The 13,224-nt window shown below is 61.9% G+C and carries 9 protein-coding genes; 5 read left to right on the plus strand and 4 right to left on the minus strand.

Annotated elements, in window-relative coordinates:
* Window positions 1-31 precede the first annotated feature (31 nt).
* Both smc and FX984_RS11525 read right to left on the minus strand, forming a co-directional pair.
* Entirely contained in the window at window positions 32-3,520 is a 3,489-nt protein-coding gene (gene smc / locus FX984_RS11520) for a chromosome segregation protein SMC (RefSeq protein WP_098478919.1), read from the minus strand.
* Between the two features lie 2 nt (window positions 3,521-3,522).
* Window positions 3,523-4,182 carry a GntR family transcriptional regulator gene (locus FX984_RS11525; protein ID WP_027603706.1) on the minus strand — a complete coding sequence of 220 codons (660 nt, stop codon included), beginning with the start codon at window positions 4,180-4,182 and terminating at the stop codon, window positions 3,523-3,525.
* A gap of 280 nt (window positions 4,183-4,462) precedes the next feature.
* On the opposite strand from FX984_RS11525, the gene xdhA reads away from it, so the two are divergent.
* From xdhA to guaD, 4 genes are read left to right on the plus strand one after another with little or no spacing between them, the layout of a single operon-like run.
* Entirely contained in the window at window positions 4,463-5,911 is a 1,449-nt protein-coding gene (gene xdhA / locus FX984_RS11530; protein ID WP_146476745.1) for a xanthine dehydrogenase small subunit, read from the plus strand.
* Window positions 5,904-8,303 carry a xanthine dehydrogenase molybdopterin binding subunit gene (gene xdhB, locus FX984_RS11535; protein ID WP_098478917.1) on the plus strand — a complete coding sequence of 800 codons (2,400 nt, stop codon included), beginning with the start codon at window positions 5,904-5,906 and terminating at the stop codon, window positions 8,301-8,303. Before xdhA ends, xdhB begins: the two co-directional genes overlap by 8 nt.
* A gap of 37 nt (window positions 8,304-8,340) precedes the next feature.
* Entirely contained in the window at window positions 8,341-9,183 is an 843-nt protein-coding gene (xdhC, locus tag FX984_RS11540) for a xanthine dehydrogenase accessory protein XdhC (RefSeq protein ID WP_027603703.1), read from the plus strand.
* Window positions 9,184-9,190: 7 nt separating this feature from the next.
* Window positions 9,191-10,495, plus strand: coding sequence for a guanine deaminase (gene guaD, locus FX984_RS11545; protein ID WP_027603702.1), 1,305 nt, complete (start codon window positions 9,191-9,193; stop codon window positions 10,493-10,495).
* 127 nt (window positions 10,496-10,622) lie between these two features.
* Here guaD and FX984_RS11550 read toward each other — a convergent pair whose 3' ends face one another.
* A complete protein-coding gene (locus FX984_RS11550) occupies window positions 10,623-11,387 on the minus strand; it encodes a GntR family transcriptional regulator (RefSeq protein WP_003175499.1) in 765 nt (254 codons plus the stop codon).
* Window positions 11,388-11,632: 245 nt separating this feature from the next.
* On the opposite strand from FX984_RS11550, the gene FX984_RS11555 reads away from it, so the two are divergent.
* Window positions 11,633-12,823 carry a benzoate/H(+) symporter BenE family transporter gene (locus FX984_RS11555; RefSeq protein WP_146476746.1) on the plus strand — a complete coding sequence of 397 codons (1,191 nt, stop codon included), beginning with the start codon at window positions 11,633-11,635 and terminating at the stop codon, window positions 12,821-12,823.
* A 37-nt stretch (window positions 12,824-12,860) separates the two neighbouring features.
* Here FX984_RS11555 and FX984_RS11560 read toward each other — a convergent pair whose 3' ends face one another.
* A complete protein-coding gene (locus tag FX984_RS11560; RefSeq protein ID WP_010208515.1) occupies window positions 12,861-13,205 on the minus strand; it encodes a YggL family protein in 345 nt (114 codons plus the stop codon).
* Window positions 13,206-13,224 lie beyond the last annotated feature (19 nt).

Below are 13,224 nucleotides of genomic sequence, written 5' to 3' on the forward strand. Positions count from 1 at the left end.
TCGCGCTGAAAACTTTCGCTCATGGCGCAGCTCAGGATTCCACCATCGCCATCGCTTCTTCGACATCCACCGCGACCAAACGTGAACAACCCGGTTCATGCATTGTCACCCCCATCAACTGATCAGCCATTTCCATGGCGATCTTGTTGTGGGTGATATAGATGAACTGCACCGTCTGGGACATCTCCTTGACCAGTCGCGCATAGCGTCCAACGTTAGCGTCATCCAATGGGGCGTCAACTTCATCGAGCATGCAGAACGGCGCCGGGTTCAACTTGAAGATGGCAAACACCAGGGCCAACGCGGTCAGGGCTTTTTCGCCGCCGGACAACAAATGGATGGTGCTGTTCTTCTTGCCCGGAGGCCGCGCCATGATCGTTACCCCTGTATCGAGTAGATCTTCGCCCGTCAGTTCCAAGTAAGCGCTGCCACCACCGAAAACTTTCGGGAATAACGCCTGTAAACCGCCATTAATCTGATCAAAGGTATCTTTGAAGCGGTTGCGGGTTTCCTTGTCGATCTTGCGGATCACGTTTTCCAGGGTGTCCAGGGCTTCCACCAGGTCGGCGTCCTGGGCATCCAGATAACGTTTGCGCTCGGACTGCTGCTGGTATTCATCGATGGCCGCGAGGTTGATCGCGCCCAGTCGCTGGATACGTGCGGCAATCCGTTCAAGTTCTTCCTCGGCTTCTTTCTCGTTGGCCTGGGCGGTCAAGGTATTGAGCACGCCATGCAAGTCGTAGCCGTCTTCGAGCAATTGGTCTTGCAGGGCCTTGCGGCGCACGGTCAGGGCTTGCCATTCCATGCGCTGTTGTTCGAGCTGGCCGCGAATCAGCTGGGATTGCTGCTCGGCCTGGGTCCGGCGTTTTTCTGCGTCGCGCAGTTCGCGGTCGGCGTCTTCCAGGGCGATCTGCGCGGTCTTGAGTTCTTCGTCGACGGTCATGCGCTTGTCGAGCAACTCTTCAAGCTTGAGGCGCAGCTCTTCCAGCGGTGCTTCGCCCTCCTCCAGGTTGAGGCTCAGTTGCTCGCGCTTTTCGGTCAGGCGTTCGGACTGCATCTCCAGGCGCTCAAGGGCCTGGGCCGTGGACGCGTGCTGGGCCTTGAGCGAACCCAGGCGCACGGCCAACTGATGGGCGTGGTCCTTGTGCTGGCGGGCTTCCTGGCGCACACGATCAAGGCGCTCGCGCAGGCTGTCACGCTGAGCCAGCAGCAATTCGCGCTGCTCGGTGTCCAGGGCCATGCTGTCGAGGGCTTCCTGCAATTGCAGGCGCGCTTCGCCGATCTGTTCGTGTTCGAGGGCGCGCTGTTCGCCCATCTCCGCCACTTCTTCGTCGAGGCGGGTGCGGCGCAGGGTCAGTTGCTCGGCCTTGGCCTTGCTCGCGGAAAGCTGGGCTTTCAATTCGCCTTGCTGGCGCGCTTCGTCCTGCAACAGGCGCCGCAGGTGTTCGCGGCCGGTCTCTTGCTGGCGCTGGGTGGCGCGCAGGGTTTGCAGTTCGGTTTCGAGGCTTTCCAGGGTGGCTTCGCGTTCTTCGCGCTCGGCAATCAGGTTGACGATTTCCTGGCCTCGGGCCAGAACGCCGCTTTCCGCTTCACTGGCGCGGCGCACCCGCAGGAAGTGGCGGCCGACCCAGTAACCGTCGCGGCTGATCAGGCTTTCGCCGCCCGCCAGTTGACCGCGCTGGGCCAGGGCCTGTTCCAGGGACTCCACCGGCTTGACCTGGCCCAGCCACGGCGACAGGTCAATCGCCGCTTCGACCTTGTCCAGCAGGCTGCCCGGCACTCGCGTGCCATCAGCGGCGGGGCTGAGCAAACGCAGATCGCCCTGGGCGAAGCCGGCCAGGTCGAAGCCGCCAAAATCATCCACCAGTACGGCTTGCAGGTCGGCGCCTAGAACGGTCTCTACCGCCAGCTCCCAACCGGCTTCAACTTTCAATCCTTCGGCCAAGCGCGGACGCTCGGCCAGGTGCTGGTCACGCAGCCATTCGGCGGTGCCGGTGCCTGGGTCCAATGCCGCTTGCTGCAAGGCTTCAAGGGACGCCAGGCGGCCGTTAAGCCGCTGCAAATCACCCTGGGCCTGCTGCTGGGCCTGGGTCGCCTGTTGCAGTTGCTGACGCAATTGCTCCAGGCGCTCCACTTGTTGTTCTTCGCTGGCTTCCAGCTCTTCCAGCGTCATCTCGCTTTCGGCCAGTTGCTCGCTGAGCTCCATGATCGCCGCGTCTTCCGGGTCGGCGGCAAGCAGCACGCGCTCTTCCTGCAGGCGACGCTGGCGCTCGGCCAGGCGTTCCATGCTGGTTTCCAGTTGCTGGATGCGCGACTGCTGCACCTCGGCCTGGCGCCGCGGTTCGGCGGATTGCAGGTTGAAGGCGTCCCACTGCTCCTGCCAGCCGTGCATGGTGGTTTCGGATTCTTCCAGCGCAGCGGCGGCCTCTTCGGCGGCGGCGTTGGTGATGTCCTGCTCGGGGGTGAGCATGTCCAGCTCTTCGCCCAACGTCAGCAGCAAGGTGCGGTCGTGGCCCAAATGGGATTCGGTTTCCAGGCGCGCGCGTTCCGCTTCCTTCAAGTCATCCTGCAACTGACGCAGGCGCTGCTGGCCGTGCTGGATGCTTTGCTCGACGCGGGCAATATCACCGCCCACCGAATAGAAGCGGCCCTGCACCAGATTGAAGCGTTCGGACAGGTCATGGTGCCCGTCGCGCAGGCGCTCGATGGCGGCGTCGGCATTGCGCTGCTCGGCCACCAGCGCTTCAAAGCTGATTTCCTGGGTGCCGATGATCGCTTCGCGCTGGCCCACCTGATCGTTCAACGCCTGCCAGCGCAGGGCCGACAGTTGCGCCTTGAGCTGGCGCTCTTCGCCCTTGTATTCCTGGTACTTCTCGGCCGCCTGGGCCTGGCGGTGCAGGCGCTCCAACTGGCGCTCCAGCTCTTCGCGCAGGTCGGTGAGGCGGGCGAGGTTTTCATGGGTGCGGCGGATACGGTTTTCGGTCTCGCGGCGGCGCTCCTTGTACTTGGAGATGCCGGCCGCTTCCTCGATAAAGTTGCGCAGGTCTTCGGGCTTGGCTTCGATCAGCTTGGAGATCATGCCCTGTTCGATGATCGAATAGCTGCGCGGGCCCAGGCCGGTACCGAGGAAGATGTCGGTAATGTCCCGGCGCCGGCACTTGGTGCCGTTGAGGAAGTAACTGTTCTGGCTGTCGCGCGTCACTTTGCGGCGGATCGAGATTTCCGCGTAGGCCGCGTACTCGCCGACCAGGGTGCCATCGGAGTTGTCGAACACCAGTTCGATGCTCGCCTGGCTCACCGGCTTGCGGCTGGTGGAGCCGTTGAAGATGACGTCGGTCATCGACTCGCCACGCAGGTTTTTTGCCGAGCTCTCGCCCATCACCCAGCGTACGGCGTCGATGATGTTCGACTTGCCGCAGCCATTGGGCCCGACCACTGCCGCCATGTTACTGGGGAAGTTCACCGTGGTCGGGTCGACGAAGGATTTGAACCCCGCCAGTTTGATGCACTTGAGCCGCACGTTTAGGCGTCCGCCAACGCAGCGATGACCAGCGAGCTGCTGCGCTGGCAGTAGGCCGACAGCACCTGGCGGATCTGCTCCAGGTCACGGGCGAGTACGGCGGCGAGCAGTTGCTCGAACAGCGCCAGGTACTCGCTCATGGACGCCTTGCGCTGATCCAGGGCCAGGTAATAGGCACGGTTCATCGCCGGCTGCAGGTTCTCGACGGTTTCCTGCAAATACGGGTTGTTGGCGAAGGGGTACGCGGCGCGCATCACATTGAAGCATTCTTCGACAAAGGCGCGGATGTCCTGGCGCTCGAAATTGCTCACCAGGCGCTGCTGGATCTGGACGAACGGCGCCATGTCGGCCTGGGTCTGCCAGCCCTGGGCGACCGCATTGCCAAGCAGGATATACAGCTCACTCATCAGCGTGCACAGGCTCTGCACCTTGTGCGCCGTGAGCTCGGTCACATGGGCGCCACGGCGCGGCAGGATCGCGATCAGGTGGCGGCGTTCGAGGATCAGTAAAGCTTCACGCACGGAGCCACGGCTGACATTGAGCGCCAGCGTGACTTTCTGTTCCTGGATCCGCTCTCCAGGCTTGAGATCGCCGCGAATGATACGTTCGGCGAGGTGGTGAGCGATTTGCTCGGCGAGACTGTCCGGCGCCTTGAACGTCATGTTTTCCCTTCAAAATCGTCTATCGGTACAAGCGCGGCAGTGTAGCGCATTGGCCCGCTGATGGCGCTACGCCCACCGTGGCGAATTTGGCATGAAATAAGCAACGCTGAACACCCACACGCCCCCAAAAACGCCGGTTTCAGAAGACTGAACCATAATTGAAAGTGTTGCGATCGCATTTTCCTGACCTTCTGGTCAGAAAATCATTGACCGAAAAGTCAGACATGACTAGATTCGGCGCAAAGCGGTTAACAACAATAATGAGTCTGCGAGGCCTTCCGTGATCCAGTTTTTACTTAACCAGGAACTCCGTAGCGAGCACGCCCTGGACCCCAACCTGACCGTGCTCAACTATCTGCGCGAGCATGTGGGCAAACCCGGTACCAAGGAAGGCTGCGCCAGCGGCGACTGCGGTGCGTGCACGGTGGTGGTCGGCGAGTTGCACACCGACCCTCAGGGCGTTGAGCAGATCCGTTATCGCAGCCTCAATTCCTGCCTGACATTTGTATCGTCGCTGCACGGCAAGCAGTTGATCAGCGTCGAAGACCTCAAGCACCAGGGCCAACTGCACAGCGTGCAACAGGCGATGGTGGAGTGCCACGGTTCGCAATGCGGCTTTTGCACCCCCGGGTTTGTGATGTCGTTGTTCGCCCTGCAAAAGAACAGCGACGCCCCCGACAGCCAGAAGGCCCACGAAGCCCTGGCCGGCAACCTGTGCCGCTGCACCGGCTATCGGCCGATCCTGGCCGCCGCCGAACAGGCCTGCTGCAACAAACCGGTGGACCAGTTCGACAGCCGCCAGGCCGAAACCATCGCCCGCCTCAAAGCCATCGCGCCGACCCAAACCGGTGAACTCAACAGCGGCGACAAACGCTGCCTGGTGCCCCTCACCGTCGCCGACCTGGCCGACCTCTACGACGCCTACCCGCAAGCCCGCCTGCTGGCCGGCGGCACCGACCTGGCGCTGGAAGTCACTCAGTTCCACCGCACCCTGCCGGTGATGATCTATGTCGGCAATATTGAAGAGATGAAGCGCATCGAGGACTTCGACGACCGCCTGGAAATCGGCGCCGCCACTGCCCTCTCCGACTGCTACACCGCGCTGCACCACGAATACCCGGATTTCGGCGACCTGCTGCACCGCTTCGCCTCCCTGCAAATCCGTAACCAGGGTACCCTCGGCGGCAATATCGGCAACGCCTCGCCGATTGGCGATTCGCCGCCGCTGTTGATCGCCCTGGGGGCGCAGATCGTGCTGTGCAAAGGCAACACGCGCCGTACGCTGGCCCTGGAAGACTACTTCATCGACTACCGCGTGACGGCGCGCCAGGACAGCGAGTTCATCGAAAAAATCATCGTCCCCAAGGGCCACGCGCTGTTCCGTGCCTACAAGGTTTCCAAGCGCCTGGACGACGATATTTCCGCCGTGTGTGCGGCCTTCAACCTGAAGATCGACAACGGTGTGATCAGTGATGCCCGCGTCGCGTTCGGCGGCATGGCCGCCACGCCAAAACGCGCGAAAAACTGCGAAGCCATGTTGGTCGGCGCCACCTGGAACGCCGCCACCGTCGAGAAAGCCTGCGCTGCCCTCGCCGAGGATTTCACCCCGCTGTCGGACTTCCGCGCCAGCAAGGAATACCGCCTGCTCAGCGCCCGGAACCTGCTGCGCAAATACTTCATCGAACTGCAAACGCCGCACATCGAGACTCGGGTGACCGCTTATGTCTAACCATCACGCCGTGGAAAAAACCCAGGCCGAACTGGCCGCGCTGTTTGCCCAGGACCTGACCTCCGGAGTCGGCCGCAGCGTCAAGCATGACAGCGCCGCCAAGCACGTGTCCGGTGAAGCGCAGTACATCGATGACCGCCTGGAATTCCCCAACCAGTTGCACCTGTATGCACGCATGTCCGACCGCGCCCACGCCCGGATCATCCGCATCGACACCACGCCCTGCTACGCCTTCGACGGTGTGCGTATCGTCATCACCCACGAAGACGTGCCGGGCCTGAAAGACATCGGCCCGCTGCTGCCCGGCGACCCCTTGCTGGCCATCGACACGGTGCAGTTCGTCGGCCAGGTGGTTTTGGCCGTGGCCGCCCGCGACCTCGACACCGCACGCAAGGCCGCGATGGCGGCCGTGATCGAATACGAAGACCTGGAGCCCGTGCTGGATGTGGTCGAGGCCTTTCGCAACAAGCACTTCGTGCTCGACAGCCACACCCACCAACGGGGTGATTCGGCCGGCGCACTGGCGACCGCCAAGCACCGCCTCCAGGGCACCCTGCATATCGGCGGCCAGGAACACTTCTACCTGGAAACCCAGATTTCCTCGGTAATGCCCACCGAAGACGGCGGCATGATCGTCTATTGCTCCACGCAGAACCCCACCGAAGTGCAGAAGCTGGTGGCCGAAGTGCTGGACGTGTCGATGAACAAGATCGTCGTCGATATGCGCCGCATGGGTGGCGGTTTCGGCGGCAAGGAAACCCAGGCGGCGAGCCCGGCGTGCCTATGCGCGGTGGTGGCGCGCCTCACCGGCCAGCCGACCAAGATGCGCCTGCCGCGCGTCGAAGACATGCTGATGACCGGCAAGCGCCACCCCTTCTATATCGAATACGACGTGGGCTTCGACGACAGCGGTCGCCTGCACGGGATCAACCTGGAACTGGCCGGTAACTGCGGCTGCTCGCCGGACCTGTCCAACTCGATCGTCGACCGCGCCATGTTCCACGCCGACAACGCGTATTACCTGGGCGATGCCACGGTGAACGGCCATCGCTGCAAGACCAACACCGCGTCCAACACCGCCTATCGCGGCTTCGGCGGCCCACAAGGCATGGTCGCCATCGAGGAAGTGATGGACGCCATCGCCCGCCATCTGGCGCTGGACCCGTTGGCGGTGCGCAAGGCCAATTACTACGGCAAGACCGAGCGCAACGTCACCCACTACTACCAGACCGTCGAGCACAACATGCTCGAGGAAATGACCGCCGAACTTGAAGCCAGCAGCCAATACGCCGAGCGCCGCGAAGCGATCCGCCTGTACAACGCCCACAGCCCGATCCTGAAAAAAGGCCTGGCGCTGACCCCGGTGAAATTCGGGATCTCATTCACGGCGAGCTTCCTGAACCAGGCGGGCGCGCTGATCCATATCTACACCGACGGCAGCATCCACCTGAACCATGGCGGCACCGAGATGGGCCAGGGCTTGAACACCAAGGTCGCGCAAGTGGTGGCCGAAGTGTTCCAGGTGGACATCGACCGCGTGCAGATCACCGCCACCAACACCGACAAGGTGCCCAACACCTCGCCGACCGCCGCGTCCAGCGGTGCGGACCTGAACGGCAAGGCCGCACAGAACGCCGCCGAAACCATCAAGCAACGCCTGGTGGAATTCGCCGCGCGCAAGTACGACGTGAGCGAAGCGGATGTGGAATTTCATAACGGCCATGTGCGCGTGCGCGAGCAGATCCTGAGCTTTGAAGCGCTGATTCAACAGGCGTATTTCGCCCAGGTCTCGCTGTCGAGCACCGGCTTCTACAAGACCCCGAAAATCTTCTACGACCGCAGCCAGGCCCGCGGTCGGCCGTTCTACTACTTCGCCTTCGGCGCGGCGTGCTGCGAAGTGATCGTCGACACCCTGACCGGCGAATACAAGATGCTGCGCACCGACATCCTCCACGATGTGGGCGCCTCACTGAACCCGGCCATCGACATCGGCCAGGTAGAAGGAGGCTTTATCCAGGGCATGGGCTGGCTGACCATGGAAGAGCTGGTGTGGAACAACAAGGGCAAGCTAGAGACCTGCGGCCCGGCCAGCTACAAGATCCCGGCGGTAGCCGACATGCCTTTGGATTTGCGTGTGAAGCTGGTGGAAAACCGCAAGAACCCGGAAGACACGGTGTTCCATTCCAAGGCCGTGGGTGAGCCACCGTTCATGCTCGGGATTGCCTCGTGGTGCGCGATCAAGGATGCGGTGGCGAGCCTGGCTGATTATCGCCATCAGCCGAAGATCGATGCGCCGGCGACACCGGAGCGGGTGTTGTGGGGGTGTGAGCAGATGCGCAAGTTGCAGGCGGCGACAGCTGTCGAGACTGAAACTGAAATGGCTTCGCTCTAGACCGATGACGGCCTGACAGACACCACAAGAGGTGACTATGAACAACTGGATCAGCGCCCTCGCCGACCTGCAGAACCAGGGTGAACCCTGCGTACTGGTGACCATCATCGAAGAGCTCGGCTCCACGCCGCGCAATGCCGGTTCGAAGATGGTGATCAGTGCCGCGCAGACCTTCGACACCATCGGCGGTGGGCACCTGGAATACAAGGCCATGCAGATCGCCCGCGACATGCTTGTGCGTGGCCAGCAGAACACCCATCTGGAGCGCTTCAGCCTCGGCGCCAGCCTGGGCCAGTGCTGTGGGGGCGTCACCGTGCTGCTGTTCGAACCCATGGGCCAGGTGCAGGCGCAGATCGCGGTGTTCGGCGCCGGCCATGTTGGCCGCGCGCTGGTGCCGTTGCTGGCGAGCCTGCCGTGCCGGGTGCGCTGGATCGATTCCCGCGAGCAGGAGTTTCCGGAACATATCCCCCAGGGCGTGCGTAAAATCATCAGCGAAGAGCCGGTGGACGAAATTGCCGACCTGCCGGTGGGCAGTTACTGCATCGTCATGACCCACAATCACGCGCTGGATCTGGAACTCACCGCCGCCCTGCTCAAGCGCAATGACTTCGCCTACTTCGGCCTGATCGGCTCCAAGACCAAACGCGTCAAGTTCGAACACCGCCTGCGCGATCGCGGCTTCGACGCCGCGCAGTTGCAACGCATGCGTTGCCCCATGGGCCTCAGCGAGGTGAAGGGCAAGTTGCCGGTGGAGATTGCCATCTCCATCGCCGGCGAAATCATCGCCACTTATAACGCCAATTTCGGCCAGCACACCGCGAGCGCCGAACCCATTGCCAAATTGCTGCCGGCCTCGCGCCGCAGCCAAGCTATCAATTGAGACGACCATGCCTTTGACTCGCAAAGCCTACCGTGCCGCCCTCCTGCACAGCATCGCCGACCCCGCTGAAGTTGGGATCGAAGCCTCCTACGAGTATTTCGAAGACGGCCTGCTGGTGATCGAAAACGGCCGGATCAGCGCCGTGGGCCATGCCGGCGACCTGCTGCCGAGCTTGCCTGCCGACATCGACATCACCCATTACCAGGATGCGCTGATCATCCCCGGCCTGATCGACACCCATATCCACCTGCCGCAGACCGGCATGGTCGGCGCGTATGGCGAGCAGTTGCTGGACTGGCTCAACACCTACACCTTCCCGTGCGAAAGCCAGTTCGCCGACAAGGCCCACGCCGAAGAAGTCGCAGGCATTTTTATCAAGGAACTGCTGCGCAACGGCACCACCACCGCACTGGTGTTCGGCAGTGTGCATCCGCAGTCGGTGAACGCATTCTTTGAGGCGGCGGAAAAACTCGACCTGCGCATGATCGCCGGCAAGGTGATGATGGATCGCAACGCCCCGGACTACCTCACCGACACCGCCGAATCCGGCTACCAGCAAAGCAAGGCACTGATCGAACGCTGGCACGGCAAAGGCCGCCTGCACTACGCGGTCACCCCGCGTTTTGCGCCGACCAGCACGCCGGAGCAATTGGCGTTGGCCGGGCAACTGCTGGGCGAGTACCCGGACCTGTACATGCAGACGCACATCAGTGAGAACAAGCAGGAAGTCGAGTGGGTGAAGGCGCTGTTTCCGGAGCGCAACGGCTATCTGGATGTGTACGACCACTACAAGCTGCTGGGCGAGCGCTCGGTGTTTGCCCACGGCGTGCACCTGTGTGATGACGAGTGCGCACGGTTGGCGGAGACGGGGTCGGCGGTGGCGTTCTGTCCGACCTCGAACCTCTTCCTCGGCAGCGGCCTGTTCAACCTGCCGATGGCCGAGAAACACAAGCTGAATGTCGGCCTGGGCACCGATGTGGGTGGCGGCACCAGTTTCTCGCTGCTGCAAACCTTGAACGAAGCCTACAAGGTCATGCAACTGCAGGGCGCGCGGTTGAGCCCCTTCAAGTCACTGTACCTGGCTACCCTGGGCGGTGCGCGGGCGCTGCGCCTGGAAGACAAGATCGGCACGCTGCAGCCGGGCACCGATGCCGACTTCCTGGTGCTGGACTACAACGCCACGCCGCTGCTGAGCTATCGCTTGAAGCAAGCCAATAACATTGCCGAGACGTTGTTCGTGTTGATGACCCTGGGGGATGATCGGACGGTGTTGCAGACTTACGCTGCCGGCCAACTCGTGCACCAACGCTGATCTGCGCCACGACACAAAACAAATGTGGGAGGGGGCTTGCTCCCGATAGCGGCGGATCAGGCACTTAATTCAGTGACTGACACTCTGCCATCGGGGGCAAGCCCCCTCCCACATTTTTTAATCGGGTTTACAGCTTGACCGAAGAACGACCCGGCTTCTTGGTCTGCAACAGATGCGAGAACACCGCATGCAAATCATCCGACGCACTTTCCTCGTCGAGGTTGAGCTTGCTGTCGATATGATCCATGTGATGCATCATCAAGTTCACCGCCAACGCCGCGTCCCGTGCTTCGATCGCATCGATCAGTTGGGTGTGCTCATCGTAGGAACAGTGCGAGCGGTTGCCGCTTTCGTACTGAGCGATGATCAACGAGGTCTGGGACACCAGGCTGCGCTGGAAGCTGATCAGCGGCGCGTTTTTCGCGGCTTCGGCCAGCTTGAGGTGGAATTCGCCGGAGAGGCGGATGCCCGCTCCGCGATCACCGCGGGAGAAGCTGTCGCGCTCGTCGTTGACCATCTGGCGCAGTTCGGCCAGTTGCTCGGCGGTGGCGTGCTGCACTGCCAGCTCGGTGATCGCTCGCTCTACCAGGCGCCGGGCCAGGAACACCTGGCGTGCTTCTTCCACGCTTGGGCTCGCCACCACCGCGCCACGATTGGGCCGCAGCAACACCACGCCTTCATGGGCCAGGCGCGACAGCGCGCGGCGAATGATAGTGCGGCTGACGCCGAAGATTTCGCCCAGTGCCTCTTCGCTCAATTTGGTACCGGGTGCCAGGCGCTGCTCGAGGATCGCCTCGAAGATATGCGCGTAGACGATATCGTCCTGGGTTCCGCTGCGACCGGCCTTGCCGGCTCGCGGTTGTTTCTTGAGAGGTTGCAACTGTTCGTTCATGGGCACTCGGGTAGGGAGAACGGCGGCGAATTAACGGTAATACGGCAACTTTAAGGTAATACGGCAACACGGGGTCGCTGGCAAGTATCACCTAAAAACAGCGCACATTGTACACAACCCACTGCGCCAACACACTGTACGGCTGTTTGCGGTGCCGTCTGTATTGCAATGAGTCGTTACGTTTGAGTTTAGGCTTGAATCTGCGCCGTCACCGGCAAACACCCAGGTAAAAGGAACACCTCTCCATGACCGACGCCACCCAAGCGCCCTTGCGCCCGCTGGCCGACACTTCTGCCTCCGCCGTTGTCGCCGGCTTTATCGCCATGATGACCGGCTATACCAGCTCCCTGGTGCTGATGTTCCAGGCCGGCCAGGCGGCCGGCTTGACCACGGCGCAGATTTCTTCGTGGATCTGGGCGATTTCCATCGGCATGGCGGTCTGCAGCATCGGCCTGTCCCTGCGCTACCGCACGCCGATCACCATTGCCTGGTCCACCCCCGGCGCGGCGCTGTTGATCACCAGCCTGGGCGGTGTGAGTTACGGCGAGGCCATCGGCGCCTACATCACCTGCGCGGTGCTGGTGACGCTCTGCGGGCTCACCGGCAGCTTTGAAAAACTGGTCAAGCGTATCCCTGCGTCGTTGGCGGCCGCGTTGCTGGCGGGGATCCTGTTCAAGATCGGCAGCGAGATTTTCGTCGCTGCGCAGCATCGCACCGGCCTGGTCCTGGGGATGTTTTTCACCTACCTGATCATCAAGCGTCTGTCGCCACGCTACGCGGTACTGGCCGCCCTGATGATCGGTACCCTGCTGTCGGCGCTGATGGGCTTGCTGGACTTCAGCGGTTTCCACCTGGAAGTGGCGACGCCGGTATGGACGACGCCGCACTTCTCGTTGGCGGCAACCATCAGTATCGGGATTCCGTTGTTCGTGGTGGCGATGACCTCGCAGAACATGCCCGGCGTCGCCGTACTGCGGGCCGATGGCTATAACGTGCCGGCCTCGCCGCTGATCACCGCCACCGGCCTGGCCTCGCTGGTGCTGGCGCCCTTTGGCTCCCACGGCATCAACCTGGCGGCGATCAGCGCAGCGATCTGCACCGGCCCCCATGCCCATGAAGACCGTAATAAACGCTACACTGCCGCCGTATGGTGCGGGGTGTTCTACGGGATAGCCGGGGTGTTCGGCGCAACACTGGCGGCACTGTTCGCAGCCTTGCCCAAGGAACTGGTGCTGTCGATTGCGGCCTTGGCCTTGTTTGGCTCGATCATCAATGGCTTGAGTATCGCCATGAATGAGCCGAAGGAACGGGAAGCGGCGCTGATCACCTTTATGGTCACCGCGTCAGGCTTGACGTTGTTTTCCATCGGCTCGGCGTTCTGGGGGATTGTGGCGGGGGTGTTGACGCTGCTGATTCTGAATTGGCGCAAGGCATAAAAAAACGGCGACCCTCAGGTCGCCGTTTTTTTCAGTATCACTTAGCCGCGTTGATCGGCTTTTCCGGATACCACACGTCCAGCAGCGGGCTGACTTCAGCCTTGGTCAGCTCGGAACGGGTTTTCAGCCAGGCTTCGACGGCAGCACGCTGCTCTTCGGAGACCGAGCCACGCTTCTGCAGGCAAACCAGACCGTAGTCGTCGCCGCCGACATAGCCCAGGCCGTTGGCTTCCATGGCTTCTTTGATGAATGCTTCGAGGAAAGCGTCGATAGCTTCTTCACTCAGGCCTTCTTTGAAGTCCAGGTTCAGTTCGAAACCCAGCTCTTGAAATTCATCAACGCACAGTTTTTTGCGCAGACGCTGGGAACGGTTAGTCGCCATTGGAACAATCCTCATAAGT

The organism is Pseudomonas marginalis (assembly GCF_008692035.1).
Classification (GTDB): Bacteria; Pseudomonadota; Gammaproteobacteria; order Pseudomonadales; family Pseudomonadaceae; genus Aquipseudomonas; species Aquipseudomonas marginalis.

Coding starts and splice junctions, on each gene's coding strand:
- guaD (WP_027603702.1), top strand. CDS start 9,191: ATGCCTTTGACTCGCAAAGCCTACCGTGCCGCCCTCCTGCACAGCATC.
- FX984_RS11550 (WP_003175499.1), bottom strand. CDS start 11,387: ATGAACGAACAGTTGCAACCTCTCAAGAAACAACCGCGAGCCGGCAAG.
- xdhB (WP_098478917.1), top strand. CDS start 5,904: ATGTCTAACCATCACGCCGTGGAAAAAACCCAGGCCGAACTGGCCGCG.
- xdhC (WP_027603703.1), top strand. CDS start 8,341: ATGAACAACTGGATCAGCGCCCTCGCCGACCTGCAGAACCAGGGTGAA.
- FX984_RS11560 (WP_010208515.1), bottom strand. CDS start 13,205: ATGGCGACTAACCGTTCCCAGCGTCTGCGCAAAAAACTGTGCGTTGAT.
- FX984_RS11555 (WP_146476746.1), top strand. CDS start 11,633: ATGACCGACGCCACCCAAGCGCCCTTGCGCCCGCTGGCCGACACTTCT.
- FX984_RS11525 (WP_027603706.1), bottom strand. CDS start 4,182: ATGACGTTCAAGGCGCCGGACAGTCTCGCCGAGCAAATCGCTCACCAC.